Below are 17,645 nucleotides of genomic sequence, written 5' to 3' on the forward strand. Positions count from 1 at the left end.
CGGTATTGTCTAAATTTTCACTGCACATTGTTTATTTATTTTTCAGCTTACTTTCTTTCTCCTACCCATTTAGGTGTATTTTACTTGATCTAACGCAATAAAAAGTAGAAAACCTATGTAAAAAGTGTGGGAATTTGTTATTTTACCCTAGCATTTTTATATTTTATTATCTTATCCCATTGTTTTAAATGATAAATATTATTATTTAAAGATGAGTGGCTAAGATATTTCTTCATACCTTATATGGTTAATTTTATATGGAGTGATTACCGTGGACATCTTCAAAAAAACGCTCTCTTTGCTAATATTTTCATTTTTGAGTTTATTGATGGCACAAGGTACCTTAGCAGATACTCAACCGATTGATGCTTCAAAAGTGGATACTCAAGCAGAAATCAAATATGCCCCGAAAAAAGGGGAGCTTGCTACACCCAATCCTGATCTTAAAATTGACTCTGTGAATGAAAAATTTGCAGAGAAATATCCACGTCAATATGACAGTTGGAAATCTACCAATAAATCAACCGCAGCAGATTCGGCGATAGAACAGGATCCACGCATGATTGTATTGTGGGGCGGTTATGCTTTTGCTAAAGATTATAATAAACCACGCGGTCATTACTATGCCATCACAGATGTACGTAATATTTTACGTACAGGCGCACCAACCGATGCGAATACGGGACCACAACCCATGGCGTGTTGGACCTGTAAAGGACCGGATGTACCGCGTTTAATTGCTGAATGGGGAGAAGAGGGCTATTTTACTGGCAAATGGGCGAAAGCCGGGGCGGAAGTGGTTAATTCTATTGGTTGTGCAGATTGCCACGATACTGGTTCAAAAGACTTTGCTGATGGAAAACCGGCATTACGCATTGCTCGTCCGCACGTTTTACGTGCTTTAGAAGCCATTGATAAGCCTTTTGAACAATCAGATCGTACTGACCAACGTGCGGCGGTATGTGCTAACTGTCATGTAGAATATTACTTTGATAAAACCAATGCGAATAACGTAGTTTTCCCATGGTATAAAGGGGTGGATGTGGATAGTATGGAAAAATACTATGACGAAATCGGCTTTAAAGATTGGGAACATAGCTTATCTAAAGCCCCTATGTTAAAAACCCAGCATCCTGATTTTGAAACTTGGTCAATGGGTACGCACGGTAAAAATGGCGTGACCTGTATTGACTGCCATATGCCAAAAGTACAAGGGGAAGACGGCAAAGTCTATACTAATCACCAAATTGGCAACCCATTTGATGCCTTTGAAAGTACTTGTGCGAAATGTCATGATCAAAGTAAACAAACCTTAAAACAAACCGTAGCCAATCATAAAAAAGACATAAAAGAAGTGATGATTAAATTGGAAGATCAATTAGTCAGCGCTCATTTTGAAGCTAAAGCGGCTTGGGATGCCGGTGCGACACAAGACGAAATGAAAGACGCCTTACAAGCTATCCGCCATGCTCAATGGCGTTGGGATTATTCCGCTGCCAGTCACGGAGGGCATATGCACGCGCCGGATGTTATGTTGAAAGTGATAGCCTCTGGTTTGGATCGTGCTGCCGATGCGCGCCGAGAATTAGCCATCATTTTATCCCGCCATGAAGTTAAACAACCTATTGATTATCCAGATATTTCTAGCGCAGAGAAAGCGTGGAAAGTGATGGGAATTGATATTGAAAAAGAACGTCAAGCGAAAGACGAGTTCATAAAAACAATTGTGCCAGAGTGGAATAAAGAAGCGAAAGCCAAAGGCTTGCTAATTAATGATGAACCACCGGTGAAATAACCTGAAAATCCACCGCACTTTCCAAACAAAATGAAAAAGTGCGGTGTGTTTCAAGCTAAATTTTAAGGTAATAAAGATGAACTCAATAATTAAATTTGCCAAAATCTCTACATTGTTGATGCTGTCTGTTGGGGCAATATCTATTGCTCAAGCCGAAACGCTAACCACGCCGACAGAAGTGAATTCAGCCAGCTATGAACCGAGCCTAGAAAATGATCGTAACCCAAATGAATATTGTGCTAAGTGCCACAGTTTTGATACGACATCGGCGCAAGCCAAAGGTGAATTTCATGCGGGCAAATTTCATGGTATCCATTTAGATCAGAAAAATCCAACGACAGGTAAGCCGATTACTTGCGTCACCTGTCACGGTAATATCAGTGAAAATCACCGTCGTGGCGTAAAAGATGTCATGCGTTTTCACGGATTGTGGGATAACGATCAAGTGATTAAATATACCCCAGCAGAACAAAATGAAGTGTGTTTTTCTTGTCATCAGCCCGAAAAATTACAAGAGAAATTTTGGGCTCATGATGTTCACTCCATTAAGTTAGCTTGTGCCAGTTGTCATACTTTACATCCGAAACAAGATGCGATGAAAGACATCCAACCGAAAGCCCGAGTAAAACTTTGTGTGGATTGCCACAGTAAACAACAAAAATTGAAACAACAAGATCAACATAGCACTGAAAAGGATAAAAAATGACCGCTTGCTCACGCCGAAACTTTGTTTCTGGAATGGGAGCGTTAATCCTTACTACAGGAACAACAGTCAGTTTAATGGCACAAGGTGGCACCAATTATGCCGACAAAACCATTCGCTATGCCATGGTGCATGATGAAACCGCTTGTATTGGTTGCACCGCTTGTATGGATGCTTGTCGTGAAGTGAACCAAGTGCCGGAAGGAGTTTCACGTTTGGAAATTATCCGTAGTGAACCGATGGGTGAATTTCCTAATGTGGAATATGAATTTTTCCGCCAATCTTGCCAACATTGTACTAATGCCCCTTGTGTATCGGTTTGCCCAACCGGTGCGTCTTTTATTGATCGCAAAACAGGTATTGTGGATGTGCATAAGGATCTTTGTGTGGGTTGTCAATATTGTGTGGCAGTCTGTCCGTATCGGGTACGTTTTATTCACCCTATTCATAAAACTGCGGATAAATGCAATTTCTGTCGTGATACTAATTTAGCACAGGGTAAACAACCGGCTTGTGTGGAAAGTTGCCCGACCAACGCCTTAACCTTTGGTGATATGAATGATCCAACCAGTGCGGTGGTTCAAAAAGTGCGGGCTAATCCGGTTTATCGCACCAAGGTGCAGTTAGGTACAGAACCGAATTTATATCATATTCCATTTGGCAAAGGGGAACATCGATCATGACTGAACATTTTCAAACCCCAAATTTAGTCTGGGATAGCAGTATTGCCATTTATTTATTTTTGTTAGGCATTTCATCCGGTGCCGTGCAATTAGCCATTGCTTTCCGCAACACGAGTGCAGTGAAATTAGAGAAACCGAGCCAAAACTGGGTTATTCGCAGTGGCGTTATTTTAGGCTTTGTGCCAGTATTAATTGGCTTAACCTTGCTGATTTTCCACTTAGCTCGTCCTTGGACATTTTGGAAACTCATGTTTCATTATCAATTCCATTCCGTGATGTCGATGGGGGTGATGTTATTCCAAGTTTATTTGTTGATCTTAGCGATATGGTCAGCCATTATTTTTAAAGATGAATTATCCTTGTTGATTGATCGTTTTATACCTGTGTTAAATTTCCTGATCAAATGGATTGGAGTAATACAAAAATGGCTAAAACCTGTGGAAGTGGTGCTGTTTGTGTTAGCTGCTGTATTGGGTGCTTATACCGGTTTCTTGCTCTCGGCATTGATTAGTTATCCTATGTTAAATAATCCCGTCTTGCCGGCATTATTTTTAGCATCAGGCACATCATCGGGGATTGCGGCAACCTTTTTAATGATTTTACTGGCAGGGAAATTAGCCGGTGATAGTCACGAAATCCATTTTATCCATAAATTTGAAGTGCCAATTATGGTGACTGAATTGGGGTTATTGGTGTGTTTTTTGGCCGGACTTTATTTCGGTGGTGGGATTAAAGTTGTGGCGTTAAAAAATGCACTCACAGGCTTTTGGGGCGTGGTATTTTGGTTGGGGGTATTCTTAATCGGGATTATTATTCCACTGATTGCCAATCTGTTTGTCAATGATAAGTGGAAATATAATCGAAACTTTATTATATTGGTGTCGATTTTTGATTTAATCGGCGTATTGTGTCTGCGCTATTTTATTTTATACGCTGGACAATTAACCGTGGCTTAATGTTTTATGGTCGGGGCGGATCAATGTATCCGCCCGTTGATTAACGACATTTTGGTTCTAACCTACAAATGATATGATTCCTGAACTCGGTTTTATCGCCTTATTATTGGCTTTTTTCACATCTTTACTTTTAGCGATACTTCCGCAAATCGGTATTGCCAAAAATCATGCTATTTTGATCCGCAGTTCGTGGAATTTAAGCTACTTGTTAGGCATTTTTACCAGTATTTCACTGGGGGTATTAGCCTATTCTTTCGCCGTTGATGATTTTTCCCTAAGCTATGTCGTCGCCCATTCCAATACGCAATTACCAATTTTTTATAAACTCGTGGCAGTGTGGGGCGGACACGAGGGGTCAATGCTATTTTGGCTTTTTGCCTTAAGTTTATGGGTGATGTTATTTGCCTATTTTAGCCGTCATATTGACCCCATTATTGCCAGTCGAACCCTTGCCATTTTGGGGTTAATTTTCTTGGGGTTAGCGATTTTTGTGGTGTATTTCTCCAATCCATTTATTCGCCAATTTCCCCTACCTCCTGAAGGACGAGATCTCAATCCGATGTTACAAGATATTGGTTTGATTTTTCATCCACCGTTACTTTATTTAGGTTATGTGGGTTTTGCTGTCAATTTTGCGTTAATGCTTGCTGCTTTAATCAGCGGATATTTAGATGCTGCGATGGCACGTTGGATTCGTCCGTGGGTATTGGTTTCGTGGCTTTTTTTAACACTCGGTATTATGCTTGGATCTTGGTGGGCATATTATGAACTGGGCTGGGGAGGCTGGTGGTTTTGGGATCCCGTGGAAAATGCGTCCTTAATGCCATGGTTATTAGGACTCGCTTTATTACATAGTTTATCCATTACCGAACAACGGGGCATTTTTAGTTATTGGAGCATTTTATTTTCATTATTGACCTTTGCATTCAGTGTATTAGGTACGTTTATCGTCCGTTCAGGCGTGCTGACTTCTGTGCATGCTTTTGCTATTGATGGCGAACGTGGCGCGGTGCTATTAATTTTATTTTTCTTACTCACCATGAGCTCGCTCACGTTATTCGCTTTTAAAACCAAATTACAGCAAAGTGCGGTGTATTTTTCCTTTTTTTCTAAAGAAAGTTTATTGCTTTTACTCAATATCCTGTTAACCATTGCCACCGTTAGCGTGTTTATTGGCACATTTTACCCGATACTATTTAGCGTACTTGGTTGGGGATCTATTTCCGTTGGCTCCCCTTATTTTAACAGTATTTTCTTGCCGTTAATTGTTTTGGCAATGATCAGCATGGTGCTGGTGTTAGCGACACATTGGCAGCGTTTTTCCCGCACTAAATTAGGTAAATATCTGCTGTTATTTTTGCCCTCTTTAATTATTGGCTACCTTCTTATTGAATATACGATCGCACAAGATGACAGCTTAAATTTTAATTTTACCGCCTTTATATTAATGAGTTTGGCAATGTGGTTATTGTTATCTACCTTATCTTTACTTGGAAAAAATATCAGCCTACAACGTTTAGGGATGATTTTCGCACATAGTGGCGTCGCCGTTGCGGTGATTGGGGCAGTGATGTCCAGTTATTTTGCGACGGAAATAGGGGTACGACTTGCCCCGAAGCAAAGCCAAATGCTCAATGGTTACGAATTTCATTATCTGGGTTTTCGCAACGAAATCGGAGCCAATTACACCAGTGAAAAAGCCCATTTTGAGATGTTAAAAAACGGTAAAAAAATCACCGCACTTTATCCCGAACGCCGTTATTATGATGTCCGTGCCATGAATATGTCAGAGGTAGGGATCGAGTGGGGTTTTTTAGGTGATATTTATATTGTAATGGGCGATAAACTCACGTCACAAAGCGGTATTGATGGTGAGTTTACTTTTCGCTTACATTATAAACCGTTTATCCGTTGGCTTTGGTTTGGTGGTATATTAATGGCATTAGGGGCATTATTCGCCACCGTTGGTTTACGCAAAGTGAGGTAGAAAATAGCTGATTTTTTCTAAGCTTTTGTGAAAGCACAAATTATTAAAATGTTCATTATTATCAAACAATAGTGTTTGATAGTAATGAACACTTTTTGCGTCTATGTCGTATTTGAGTTAAAATAGTTTCCATTATTAATGAATACTATTGTTTGATGGTATCAAACACTGTTGGGAAAGTTGGGGAAATGGCTATGATTTTAAAGTCTGATTTGCTTGAATGTATTGCAAGTCAAAGCGAGCGGTTACAGGGCTTGGAGAGTTATCCACGTAAAATGTTGGCACAAATTCGTCAGTTGCCTGATTTTGCATTGATAGTATCGGGTATTCGCCGCAGTGGGAAAAGTACGCTTTTAATGCAGTTGATTGCGAAACATACAAAAAATGATTACCTTTTTTTGAATTTTGACACGCCACAGCTATTTGATTTTGAGTTTAATGATTTTGCATTGCTTGATGAGATTATTCAAGAAAAGTCCGATTTAATTACATTGTATTTTGATGAAATTCAAGTGGTTGAAGGTTGGGAAGTGTATGTGCGTGGTAAGCTCGATCAGGGGTATCAAGTGGTCGTTACTGGCTCAAATGCATCTTTGTTAAGCCGAGAATTAGGCACAAAACTCACTGGGCGATATATTAGTAAAGAATTATTTCCATTCTCTTTTGTGGAATTTTGTGAATATTTAGATTTTGCCCTAAATAGCCAAGCACTTGATGAATATTTAATGGTAGGAGGATTTCCACAATATTTAAAGTTACGCGATGAAGAGATTTTAAATACCTTGCTTAATGATATTCTTTATCGCGATATTATAGTGCGTTTTGGTATTCGTGATGATCGTTCAATGAAACGTTTAACATTATTCTTGGCAGGCAATATCGGTAATTTAATTTCTGCAAATAAATTAAAACAAAGTTTGGAAGTAAAAAGCACATCAACGGTACAGGAATATTTAAATTATTTAGAACAAGCCTATTTCATTCAGCTTGTACCTAAATTTTCGTATTCCTATAAAAATCAGTTGGTTAATCCAAGAAAAGTGTATTTTATTGATAATGGATTACAGCAAGCTATTTCACCGTCATTTAGCCAAGATAAAAGGAGAAAATTAGAAAATGCGGTATTTTGGGAATTACGCCGACAATATAAAGAAATTTATTATTACAATGAAAATAATAAAGAGTGTGACTTTGTAGTGTGTAAGAATAGTCAGCCTATTTTGCTTATTCAAGTTTGTTGGCAGTTAAATGCCGAAAATCGTGAGCGAGAGCAAAATGGGTTGCTTGATGCGATGGGCTATTTCAAGTTAGATCAAGGCGTGATTATCAGCTTTGATCAGCAAGATAAGCTGATCGTTGGGGATAAAATGATTGAAGTCGTGCCGTTTTGGCAGTTTTTTAAATAGCTTATTCAAAATATCCGTCCAAATTTCATATCAAAATACAAAATTGGGGCGGGCTTTACTATTGAACAATAATGTTTGATGTTAATGAACGCTTTTTTGTTAGGTAAATTTTGCTTTTGTTTCTATCCCGTGTAAAATTGGTTTACATGTATTCACTGACTATTAATGGCGTGGGGAACGCTTTAGGATTACGCCAAAATGAACAACAAAAAAATCTTATTTTTTATACCCTTATTGCTTGTGTTAGCAATCTGCATGTTGTTATTTCAAGGCTTACAACAAGATCCAAAAAAAATTGCATCCGCTTTAATTGATCGTCCGGTGCCAGAATTTTTTCAAGCAAGTCTAGATGATAATAATCGTATTTTAAACAACAAGGATTTACCAAAAGCACCTTATTTAATCAATGTGTGGGGCAGTTGGTGTTATTTTTGTCGTTTAGAACACAAACATCTTTTAGCCTTAGCCGAACAAAATATCAATATTGTCGGGCTAAATTACCGCGATAAGCCACAAAGTGCGGTGGAATATTTACGAAAATTTGGCAATCCTTTTGTATTAAATATTAATGATAGTCAGGGCAAATTAGCCATGCAATTAGGTGTGGACGGTGCCCCTGAAACCTACATTGTGGATAAACACGGCATTATCCGTTATCGTCATTCAGGAGCATTTGATGATGAGATTATGCAAAAAGTGATTTTGCCCGAATTAGAAAAATGGAAATAATAAGATGCGATATTTAATGCTATTTTTACTTTTTCTTATCAGTTTTGCTCGCGCCGAAATGGTAGATACTTTCCAGTTTAAAAATCAGCAAGATCGCACCCGAGCGGTGGCATTGGCGAAATCCTTGCGTTGTCCACAATGCCAAAATCAAAATCTGGTGGAATCTAATTCACCAATTGCGTACGATTTACGCCTTGAAGTGTATAAAATGGTGGATGATGGCAAAACCGATCAGCAGATTATTGATGTAATGACCTCTCGTTTTGGCAATTTTGTGTTGTATAAACCGCCATTACAATGGACGACCGCCTTATTATGGGGGGCGCCGATAGTATTACTGATTTTAGGCATGGGGTTAATGTTTCACTATGTGCGAAAACGTAGCCAAATTCAGATCAAAAACACCGTACTTTCTGATAAACAACAGCAAGTCTTACAACAGTTATTAGAGAAAAAACAATGAATACAGATTTGTCATTTTTATGGATTGGTATTGCTATTTTTGCCTTAATTGGCTTACTGTTATTTGTCCCTTTGGGACGAAAAATAGATTGGCACAGAAATTACCGCCAACAAAAAAATATTGAATTATATCAACAACAAATGGCATCAAATCCCAACACAGCACTCACCAATGAATTTAGTCAACGATTATTAGCAGATGAGCAAATTTTACAACAACAAGCTGATTCTCAAGTAAACAGTGCGGTGTATTTTTCGCCGATTTTTACTCCCATTTTATGGTTGGTGCTATTTACGTTGCCGTTAGCTTATTATTTTTCATTGGATCGCTTGAATGATGTGCAACAAGGTAAACAAGATTTCAAACAAAAGCAACATCAATTAAGTACCGCAACAGTGAATCGTAAAAATGATGATTATATTATTTCCATTCAACAAAAATTACGTCAAGATCCCAATGATAGCGACCGTTGGTTTGAACTCGGGCAAGCCTATCTGTTAAATAACGAATTTGAGAATGCGTTAATTGCTTATGGCAATGCGGAGCAATTAGTAGGTAGTAAAGCCAATATTTTAGGACAAGCCGCTACCGCCCTTTATTATCAAGCCGGGCAAAAAATCACGCCTAAAACCCAGCAGTTGATTGAAACAGCGTTACAACAAGATCCCAACGAAACTGCTAGCCTTTCCCTATTGGCATCGGATGCTTTTTTGAAAACCGATTACGCGAATGCGCTAAAATATTGGCAACGCTTGTTAGACAGTGGACGAAGCGAAGTCGATCGGCGAAAAACGATTGAGAGTATGCAAATGGCGGAAAAGTTATTAAAGACAAAATAGGTTATTAAATAATCTGTTTACACTTTTTTCTTTGGAAAAATGTGATTTTTAGCATTTTTTCGTAGGAAAACGTGTAATATCTATTTTAACTAGACAAAATTTAAATAAATATTTAATGAATCATTATAGTAGAACTATTGTTATCGGTGCCGGTGCTGCTGGGCTGTTTTGTGCGGCTGAACTTGCGAAGAAGTGCGGTCAAAATGTGACAATTTTAGACAGTGGTAAAAAAACTGGGCGCAAGATTTTGATGTCGGGAGGTGGATTTTGTAATTTTACCAACCTTGATGTTCGACCAAGCCATTATCTTTCGCAAAATCCCCATTTTGTGAAATCTGCTTTGGCAAGATTCACTCAATGGGATTTTATTAGTTTAGTCAATGAATATGGCATTGCCTATCATGAAAAAGCTGACGGACAGCTTTTTTGTGATAATTCGGCACAAGATATTGTCGATTTACTCGAAGATCAATGTAAAAAGGGTAACGTCAATATCCAGTTACGCCAGCAAATAGATGGGGTAGAACGAGTTGAAAATGATTCAAGAGTTCGTTTTAAAGTGCGTGCTAACGGCGCAGATTGGGCGTGCCAAAATTTAGTGATTGCCACAGGTGGGCTTTCCATGCCAGCCTTAGGGGCATCACCTTTTGGTTATAAAGTTGCTGAACAATTTGCCATTCCCATCATTCCGCCAAGAGCCAGCCTTGTGCCTTTTACTTACCTAGAAAATGACAAAATTTTCACCGCACTTTCGGGTATTTCGCTTGATGTGAATGTGGGTTTTGGCAATCAAGCGTTTCGGGGCGATATGCTATTTACCCATCGAGGACTATCGGGACCTGCTATTTTGCAAATTTCTAATTATTGGCAACCAAATGAAAGCATCAGGATTGATTTATTACCAAACCAGTCTATTGTTGATTTTATTATGGAACTTAAAGCAACTTCGCCAAATATGCTGTTAAAAACAGTCTTAAGTCAGCTATTGCCTAAGCGGTTAGTGGATTTATGGATTGAATATCAACGCTTGGCTATCGGCAATAAAGCCCTCGCTCAAATAAGCAAAGCCGATTTGCAAATACTTGATTTACTGATTCATCAATGGCAATTTCAACCCAACGGCACGGAAGGTTATCGCACGGCAGAAGTAACGTTAGGTGGGGTGGATACGCAATATATTTCATCTAAAACCATGCAAGCAAATAATGTGCTAGGTCTATATTTTATCGGCGAAGTGTTGGACGTCACAGGCTGGCTTGGTGGTTATAATTTCCAATGGGCGTGGAGTTCGGCTTATGCTTGTGCTAGGGCTATTGCGGAAAGTTAGTCGTGTGATTTATGTGAATTTAAGGTATAATATTTGAAACTTAAACGGTCATTAAACAGTAAGGATTACAGATGAAATATTATGAATTAAACAAAAATAGTCCGTATTATTCTTATATGCAAAATACCAGTGTTGAGAATAGTTTGACTACTGAAGAAAAAGATTATTTGTATCGTACGCAACTGGCAGGTATTTTATTTGGTATGTATGAGCAATGTCACTATTCCGAAGATGAGAAAAATTATGCCATTTATGCGATATTAAATAAGGTGGATAGTGAAACTGCATTTAATAATATGCAACGAGCAGATGGTCTGTCGGAAGTTGATTTCGTCGCAGTGAATAATAAGCAAATAGCATATCATCATTTAGTTAAAGCGGGAATACTATGAATGATTGTTATTTATCCTTTAAAAATATAGGTGATGATAATGAAGAACGTTTTAATCAATATTATATTCCCGGTACAAAAGTATTAAGAAATTTCCTAAATATTACTAATAGTAAAAAATTAAGAGCTTATGAACAACGGCTAGTTTTGTTAAATTATGCTAAAGCGATTAATGTCAATAAAACTTATGACTTTGAACATATTATAGCTATTCATCAGGCATTATTTGGTAATATTTACCCTTTTGCTGGTGAACTAAGACAAGCCAATATGGGAAAAACGATTCAGGGTGAAGTGTATTATCAAGGTAATAAAAATTCAATGTTCCTTGACTACACAGAACTGCCTTATCACATCGCTCATTTCAATCATTATATCAAATCAAAAAATTATCTTTCAGGCATTAAAGATAAACTGGTTTTTGCTAAAGAGTTATGTGATGTTTATTAATGATATTCACGCTTTTAGAGAGGGGAATGGCAGAACACAAAATGAGTTTATACGTCAGTTAGCAGAAAAGAATGGATTTATTCTCAATGTGGAAAATGCAATGAATAAATTTAAACAACAGGGTATAAATTATTACCAATGGTTTTATCATTATCAGCTAAATAATCAAAAAGATGAGATATTACATAATTTATTTCTAGATCATATAAAAACACTTGATGAATATAAACAAATAATGAAACTAAATTTATTACCATGAAAAAGGACAGATTATGAAAAACAAAACCTTACCATTGCACGCCGACACCGTTGGTTCTTATTTACGCTCAGATGCGTGGAAACAAGCTCATGCCGATTTTAAAGCGGGTAAAATTTCCCTTGAACAGCGTAATGACATCGTTGAACAGGAGGTGAAAAAACTTGTGCAAGCACAATTAGATGCAGGGATTCAAGTGGTCACGGACGGCGAATATCACCGTTCTTGGTGGCATATTGATTTCTTAGAAAATCTAAATGGCATTGAAGGTTATGTGCCAGAAAAAGCCTATGCTTTCAAAGGGGTGGAAGTGCGACCTTATAATACTCGTTGTTGTGGTAAGGTGGCGTGGAATGAAAATCACCCGTTCTTAGAACACTTCAAAAAATTCAATGCCATTGTAGGTGGTCGTGCGGTGGCAAAATTTACTATTCCTAGCCCGAATCAATTAATGTATCCAGCTCAGTGGGATCACGGCGTTTATGCCAATCGTGAAGAATTTGCCAAAGACGTGCAACAGGCGTATAAACAAGCCATTCAAGCCTTTTATGATCTGGGTTGTCGTTATTTGCAAATTGATGATGTGTATTGGGGATCGCTGTGTAATAACCATGATCAACCGACTTTTGCGGCGGATAAAGCCCAAGCGGTGGCAAATATTCAAGCCATTCTTGCCGATAAACCAGCGGATATGGCAATTACTACGCATGTTTGTCGGGGTAACTATAAATCATCTTATTTATTAACCGGAGCTTACGATCCGATTGCAGATGGTTTATTCGCTCAAACTAATTATGACGGTTATTTCTTAGAATATGATGATGAGCGTTCTGGCGGTTTTGAGCCGTTAAAACACTTTGCGGGCAATAAAGGGCGTGTGGTGTTGGGTTTGATTAGCTCAAAATTCCCTGAATTAGAAGATAAAGATCAAATCAAAGCTCGCATTGCGGAAGCCGCTAAATATGTGCCGTTGGAGCAACTTTGCTTAAGCCCACAATGTGGTTTTGCATCCACTGAAGAAGGTAACGTGATGACCGAAGCACAGCAATGGGCGAAAGTGCGACACGTGGAAGAGATAGCGAGAGAAGTTTGGGGGGAAGATTAGTTCTTCGATCTACTTTTCTTGAAAATACAAAAAATAGCCTATTTATTAGGCTATTTTATTTCACTCTAAGAAAAATGGAGATGGAATACGGATTTTAATTCATGGTGATCCAATTTTCTAATTTCACATTAAAGTGTTCAAAATCTTGGGTATTATTACTAACCAAAACGATATTAAGGCTTTTGGCATGAGCAGCAATCAACGTGTCAAATTTGGGTTTATGTGGATAATCTTTAAGGATTTGAGCAAAACATACTGCGGCTTTTTCATCAAAATCGACCACTGGCACTAAAGCTCGTAACTTATCAAAAACAGATTTGGGTTGATATACATCGCAACCACGCAACAGTTCCGCCCACGTGATACTACTAATCCCGACATCGCCCACCTTACAAGCAGTAAATTTATCAATAACTGACTGGGGTTGATGTTTGAGCAAATAAATGCAGATATTGGTATCAAGTAAATATTTCATTACCAATTTCGCTCCGTCTCGTCTAATTCGATGCGTTCAAATTCACCCATTTGTTTCCCAATTTGAGCAAAAATTTCAGGTACAGTAGATAAATTTTCTACGGGGCGTATCGTGATAACACCGTTGTGTTTAGTTAAAATTAACGGCGTATTGTCAGGATAAGCGAAGTCTTTGGGTAACCGAATCGCTTGGCTATTACCAGCAACAAAAGGCTTTGTTTGGATAGTCGGCATAACTTATTCCTTAATAATTATTCAAGAATGTAATTACATAAAGTGATTACATTATAATCCCTGTTGCATAGGTTTTTCAAGCAGTGCAAAAATTTTTACTAAAATTAGAGCTAAATAGATCGCTTTACTTTGCCCGATAGGCTTTGTGCATAGCCATAATCACTTCACGTACGGCTTTTTTTTGTTCTTGCGGAAGATTGAGAAAAAGGCGGAATAAATAATCTTCATCATAATAGTTTGAGATAGCTTGACTTAAGTTGGCTTTATTCTCTTTCTTTTTCTTGGCTTTTTGAGCCTGATAGGCTCTTTCTTCTGATACTAAATTCGTTAATTCCACGCCCAACCATTCTGCAAGCGTGCAAAGTTTATCGCTATGCGGAATTGATTTTCCCTTGAGCCATTTGCCAACGGCTTGTTGAGTCAAAGGAGTACCATAGTAACGCAAATTAAATTCACGTTCCAATACGGATGGTTTCGGTTCATAGCCCTTTTCAATTAAAAGTGCGGTTAATTTTTGGGTAAATTTTTCATTCTCATTCATAAAATCCACTTTACGAACGATCTTAAAGCAAAATGAAACTTGATCAAAAGTTGCTTAACTATTATTATAGTTTCATTTAAAATTTCATTGGTTTCTTTGAAAGTTACATTCAAAATAACCCAACAAATCAAATCTCGCCAATGTGTCACCAATTACGATGAAGTGTTTACTCGCCCACCAGAAGTCAATGCCATGATTGATATGGTGATGCGTGATAAAGGCTTGCCAATCAGTAATGCAATATCGTTAGGAATAAAAAATATAAATCAAAACTACATAACAATAAGTTAACTAAGTAAATATCTTGTAATTCTTGTATAAATTTGGAGATCTAGAGTGTCAATTTTTAAAACTGAGGACGAAGTAAGAGATAGTGCAAAAATCATCTTACAATTTGATAAGAAAGAAAAGAATGTCCAGCAAGGTACTGGGCAAATTACTACATTTAACCAATTAGGTTTTAAAGGATTTAACGATAAACCTGATGGTTGGTATTTACCCGATAGTACATTTGATGTTGCCATTATTCTTGAAACAAAATCCGAAGATAAGGATATTGCCAAACAAGAATTTATTGATGAACTATTTAAAAATATTGATATTATCAGTTCAAAATATAATAAGACGATTGGTATTTTATATAATGGTCAAGATATTGCTATTTATAAAAATAAACAATTAATTAAGACAGCAAAAACACTACAACCTAAACAATATTATCTGGATTTATTTAAGGATAATAATATTGATAAGAACAAAATATATTCTTTAACCAAAAGAATTAATGATCTCTTACATTTTAAATTCGGCATCAAAAATTTATATCACCGTATGATTTTTACTGCTTCAGCATTGGTAGTAGAACGCTTTGGAGGTAATTTAGAAGCCATCAAGAATAATGGGTTTAGACCATTTAGAAATAAAATATATGATACTCTTGCCAAGTCACTAGAAGAACACAGACAACAGAATTTAAAAATTGATATTTTGTTAGAGGTTTACAGTGAAATTAGAATGAATGTTGTTGAGAATCAAGATGATATTAATGAATTTATTGATGGCATCATTGGCATTTCTCACTCGGTTAATTCTGATAACTGGAATGGAGAAGATGTGATGGGGATTTTCTTTAACGAATTTAATCGTTATAAAAAGAAATCTGAAAGTGGACAAGTATTTACGCCAGAGCATATCTCATCTTTTATGTATGATTTGTTAGAGGTAAGTTATGCAGATAATGTATTAGATGCCACTTGTGGTAGTGGTTCTTTTTTGGTCAAAACAATGGCAAATATGCTTCAAGAAGTAGGCGGAAACAATACCAAAGAAGCAGAAAATATTAAACAAAATAAACTATTTGGTATTGAGTTTGATCGTGAAATTTTTGCCCTTGCCTGTGCCAATATGCTTATTCACAAAGATGGTAAAACCAACCTAGAACACTTAGACACAAGAGAAGCCAAAGCCTGTGAATGGATAAAATCCAAACCGATTACCAAAGTATTGATGAATCCCCCTTATGAGCGAAAATATGGCTGTAAAAAAATTGTGGAAAATGTACTAAACAATGTTTCTGTTGGTACAAAATGTGCATTTATCTTACCTGATAAAAAACTAGAAAAAGATAAAATGCACAGTCTGTTAAAAAAACACACATTAGAAATGATTATTAAGCTCCCTGAAAATCTTTTTGATGCGGGGATTACCACGAGTATTTTTGTATTTGAAGCAGGTAAGCCACAAAAGGATAAAAAAGTATTTGCTTGCTACATGGAAGATGACGGTTTGGAACGAGTCAAAAATCAAGGTCGTCACGACATTAAAAACCGTTGGTCGGATATTGAACGTTACTGGCTAGATGTAGTGACAAGAAAGGTTGACGAACAGTATCAAACACATCAATGGCTTGATCCAAAAGAACATTTGTCTTACCAAAAACCACAGCAAGAATTTGAAATTTATGAAGAAGATTTTAAAAAGGTGATTTTAGATTATATATTTTTTGAAAATAAAATTGATGTTAAAGAATTTAATGATAAGTTGCTCAATAGAGTTTTATATCAAGCTGAAATTAGTGATGATAAGTTAGTTTTAGATTTACAAAGGGGAAATGATGAATAAATTAAATGTTTCTCAATGGCAATCTTTTACTATTAGTGAATTGTTTATTACAGAATCTACCAAAAATAAAATACAGGTACCAACAGGTGCATCTATTCCAAAAGTATCATTAATAGAACAAGAAAATGGTGGTTTACCAAGGATCACAGTGACAGGTGTGAATAATGGTATTATTGGTCACTACAAAGAGATGAGTGAGCCTAATTATAGAGTTTTTGAGAATTTTATATCTATTTCATTTTTGGGTACGATTTTCTATCATCCATATAAAGCCAGTCTTGATATGAAAGTACATTGTTTAAAATTAAGAAATAAAGAATTAAACGCTAATATTGCATTGTTTTTAATTGGCGTTATTAAAAAACATTTATATTCTTTTGCTTATGACGATCAGCTTTCTAGTACGGTTTTGCCGACCTTATCTATACGACTTCCAATTAGAAATGATATTCCAGACTGGGAGTATATGGAAAATTTTATTGACAATATTTATGTAAAAGAGAGAGACAGTCAGTATTATATTGATTGTTATATAAAAAATACCCTAGTGCAAAAAGTAGATTCAGCAAGTTGGAGAGAATATTCTATTGATGAATTGTTCAACATTAAAAGACCTGTAAGTCGAACAATTAAGCAGTACGAAACTGGCTCTATTCCTTTTGTATCATCAGGAAATTTTAATAATGGTATAGATAAATTTGTGACGCCTATGGATAATGAAATATTGGACAAGGGTAACTGCATTACTATTAGCCCTGTTGATGGTAGTTGTTTTTATCAAGCTATTGATTTTCTAGGTCGAGGAGGTGGTGGCAGTTCAATTATTTTGTTATATAACGAAAAGCTCAATGAAAAGAATGGGTTATTTATTAGTGCCGTTATTGGTAAAACATTAAGTAGATTTTATCAATATAATGATATGGGAAGTTCTGCTTCCATTAGAAAAGAAAAAATTAAACTCCCTGTAAAAAATGATGTTCCTGACTGGGAATACATGGAGCAATTCATTGATAATCTTTATGATAAAGAACGAGAAAAAACTAAAACAATTTTATCAATGCATTAGACAGACTAAAAGAACAAAAAACAAGGTTAGCAGGTGCAAGATAACGCGATTAATTTGTCGCTCGGTATTTTTATTTTCCCAAAAATTAACGTAAAATAGACCGCACTTTTATCATTACA

The 17,645-nt window shown here is 36.7% G+C and carries 20 protein-coding genes; 17 read left to right on the top strand and 3 right to left on the bottom strand.

The features are described 5' to 3' along the window. Nucleotides 1-271: 271 nt before the first annotated feature. The 14 genes from nrfA to E0709_RS03665 all read left to right on the top strand — a co-directional run bounded on the left by nrfA (nucleotide 272) and on the right by E0709_RS03665 (nucleotide 13,090). Nucleotides 272-1,795, top strand: coding sequence for an ammonia-forming nitrite reductase cytochrome c552 subunit (gene nrfA / locus E0709_RS03600; RefSeq protein ID WP_391540657.1), 1,524 nt, complete (start codon nucleotides 272-274; stop codon nucleotides 1,793-1,795). Between the two features lie 70 nt (nucleotides 1,796-1,865). Next, nucleotides 1,866-2,501, top strand: coding sequence for a cytochrome c nitrite reductase pentaheme subunit (gene nrfB / locus E0709_RS03605; protein ID WP_132301841.1), 636 nt, complete (start codon nucleotides 1,866-1,868; stop codon nucleotides 2,499-2,501). Beyond that, nucleotides 2,498-3,181, top strand: coding sequence for a cytochrome c nitrite reductase Fe-S protein (gene nrfC / locus E0709_RS03610; RefSeq protein ID WP_132301477.1), 684 nt, complete (start codon nucleotides 2,498-2,500; stop codon nucleotides 3,179-3,181). The genes nrfB and nrfC overlap by 4 nt, the downstream gene beginning before the upstream one ends. Then, entirely contained in the window at nucleotides 3,178-4,137 is a 960-nt protein-coding gene (gene nrfD / locus E0709_RS03615; RefSeq protein ID WP_132301476.1) for a cytochrome c nitrite reductase subunit NrfD, read from the top strand. The genes nrfC and nrfD overlap by 4 nt, the downstream gene beginning before the upstream one ends. A 73-nt stretch (nucleotides 4,138-4,210) precedes the next feature. Then, the gene (gene nrfE, locus E0709_RS03620; protein ID WP_132301475.1) at nucleotides 4,211-6,124 is read left to right on the top strand and encodes a heme lyase NrfEFG subunit NrfE; all 1,914 of its coding nucleotides are present in this window, start codon (nucleotides 4,211-4,213) and stop codon (nucleotides 6,122-6,124) included. A 188-nt stretch (nucleotides 6,125-6,312) separates the two neighbouring features. After that, nucleotides 6,313-7,530: an ATP-binding protein gene (locus E0709_RS03625; protein WP_243640858.1), complete on the top strand. Its 1,218-nt coding sequence runs from the start codon at nucleotides 6,313-6,315 to the stop codon at nucleotides 7,528-7,530. A 198-nt stretch (nucleotides 7,531-7,728) separates the two neighbouring features. Continuing rightward, on the top strand, nucleotides 7,729-8,259 hold the full coding sequence (locus E0709_RS03630) for a DsbE family thiol:disulfide interchange protein (RefSeq protein ID WP_132301474.1): 531 nt from the start codon (nucleotides 7,729-7,731) through the stop codon (nucleotides 8,257-8,259). Between the two features lie 4 nt (nucleotides 8,260-8,263). Then, nucleotides 8,264-8,722 carry a heme lyase NrfEFG subunit NrfF gene (gene nrfF, locus E0709_RS03635; RefSeq protein ID WP_132301473.1) on the top strand — a complete coding sequence of 153 codons (459 nt, stop codon included), beginning with the start codon at nucleotides 8,264-8,266 and terminating at the stop codon, nucleotides 8,720-8,722. Further along, complete coding sequence (locus tag E0709_RS03640) at nucleotides 8,719-9,561, top strand: tetratricopeptide repeat protein (RefSeq protein WP_132301471.1); 843 nt, start codon at nucleotides 8,719-8,721, stop codon at nucleotides 9,559-9,561. The genes nrfF and E0709_RS03640 overlap by 4 nt, the downstream gene beginning before the upstream one ends. Nucleotides 9,562-9,676: 115 nt before the next feature. Beyond that, nucleotides 9,677-10,888 carry a BaiN/RdsA family NAD(P)/FAD-dependent oxidoreductase gene (locus E0709_RS03645; RefSeq protein ID WP_132301469.1) on the top strand — a complete coding sequence of 404 codons (1,212 nt, stop codon included), beginning with the start codon at nucleotides 9,677-9,679 and terminating at the stop codon, nucleotides 10,886-10,888. A 71-nt stretch (nucleotides 10,889-10,959) separates the two neighbouring features. Continuing rightward, nucleotides 10,960-11,280: a hypothetical protein gene (locus tag E0709_RS03650; protein WP_132301467.1), complete on the top strand. Its 321-nt coding sequence runs from the start codon at nucleotides 10,960-10,962 to the stop codon at nucleotides 11,278-11,280. Then, nucleotides 11,277-11,729: a Fic family protein gene (locus tag E0709_RS03655; protein ID WP_132301465.1), complete on the top strand. Its 453-nt coding sequence runs from the start codon at nucleotides 11,277-11,279 to the stop codon at nucleotides 11,727-11,729. Before E0709_RS03650 ends, E0709_RS03655 begins: the two co-directional genes overlap by 4 nt. Next, complete coding sequence (locus tag E0709_RS03660; RefSeq protein WP_132301463.1) at nucleotides 11,719-11,988, top strand: hypothetical protein; 270 nt, start codon at nucleotides 11,719-11,721, stop codon at nucleotides 11,986-11,988. Before E0709_RS03655 ends, E0709_RS03660 begins: the two co-directional genes overlap by 11 nt. Before the next feature lie 13 nt (nucleotides 11,989-12,001). Continuing rightward, nucleotides 12,002-13,090, top strand: coding sequence for a 5-methyltetrahydropteroyltriglutamate--homocysteine S-methyltransferase (locus tag E0709_RS03665; RefSeq protein ID WP_132301461.1), 1,089 nt, complete (start codon nucleotides 12,002-12,004; stop codon nucleotides 13,088-13,090). A 94-nt stretch (nucleotides 13,091-13,184) separates the two neighbouring features. Here E0709_RS03665 and E0709_RS03670 read toward each other — a convergent pair whose 3' ends face one another. The 3 genes from E0709_RS03670 to E0709_RS03680 form a co-directional block, all read right to left on the bottom strand. Continuing rightward, nucleotides 13,185-13,565: a type II toxin-antitoxin system VapC family toxin gene (locus E0709_RS03670; protein WP_132301459.1), complete on the bottom strand. Its 381-nt coding sequence runs from the start codon at nucleotides 13,563-13,565 to the stop codon at nucleotides 13,185-13,187. Then, nucleotides 13,565-13,798 (bottom strand): antitoxin, encoded by a 234-nt coding sequence (locus E0709_RS03675; RefSeq protein ID WP_132301457.1) that lies wholly within the window; start codon nucleotides 13,796-13,798, stop codon nucleotides 13,565-13,567. The genes E0709_RS03670 and E0709_RS03675 overlap by 1 nt, the downstream gene beginning before the upstream one ends. A 124-nt stretch (nucleotides 13,799-13,922) precedes the next feature. Next, nucleotides 13,923-14,339: a hypothetical protein gene (locus tag E0709_RS03680; protein ID WP_132301455.1), complete on the bottom strand. Its 417-nt coding sequence runs from the start codon at nucleotides 14,337-14,339 to the stop codon at nucleotides 13,923-13,925. A gap of 96 nt (nucleotides 14,340-14,435) precedes the next feature. Here E0709_RS03680 and E0709_RS12270 point away from each other — a divergent pair, with 96 nt between their 5' ends. Genes E0709_RS12270 through E0709_RS03690 form a run of 3 tightly spaced genes read left to right on the top strand, consistent with a single transcriptional unit; the run spans nucleotide 14,436 to nucleotide 17,526 of the window. Beyond that, on the top strand, nucleotides 14,436-14,630 hold the full coding sequence (locus E0709_RS12270; protein ID WP_132301453.1) for a hypothetical protein: 195 nt from the start codon (nucleotides 14,436-14,438) through the stop codon (nucleotides 14,628-14,630). A gap of 45 nt (nucleotides 14,631-14,675) precedes the next feature. Further along, a complete protein-coding gene (locus tag E0709_RS03685; RefSeq protein WP_132301451.1) occupies nucleotides 14,676-16,460 on the top strand; it encodes an HsdM family class I SAM-dependent methyltransferase in 1,785 nt (594 codons plus the stop codon). Next, the gene (locus tag E0709_RS03690; RefSeq protein ID WP_165867211.1) at nucleotides 16,453-17,526 is read left to right on the top strand and encodes a restriction endonuclease subunit S; all 1,074 of its coding nucleotides are present in this window, start codon (nucleotides 16,453-16,455) and stop codon (nucleotides 17,524-17,526) included. Before E0709_RS03685 ends, E0709_RS03690 begins: the two co-directional genes overlap by 8 nt. Nucleotides 17,527-17,645: the final 119 nt, after the last annotated feature.

It is taken from the genome of Lonepinella koalarum (assembly GCF_004565475.1).
GTDB lineage: Bacteria > Pseudomonadota > Gammaproteobacteria > Enterobacterales > Pasteurellaceae > Lonepinella > Lonepinella koalarum.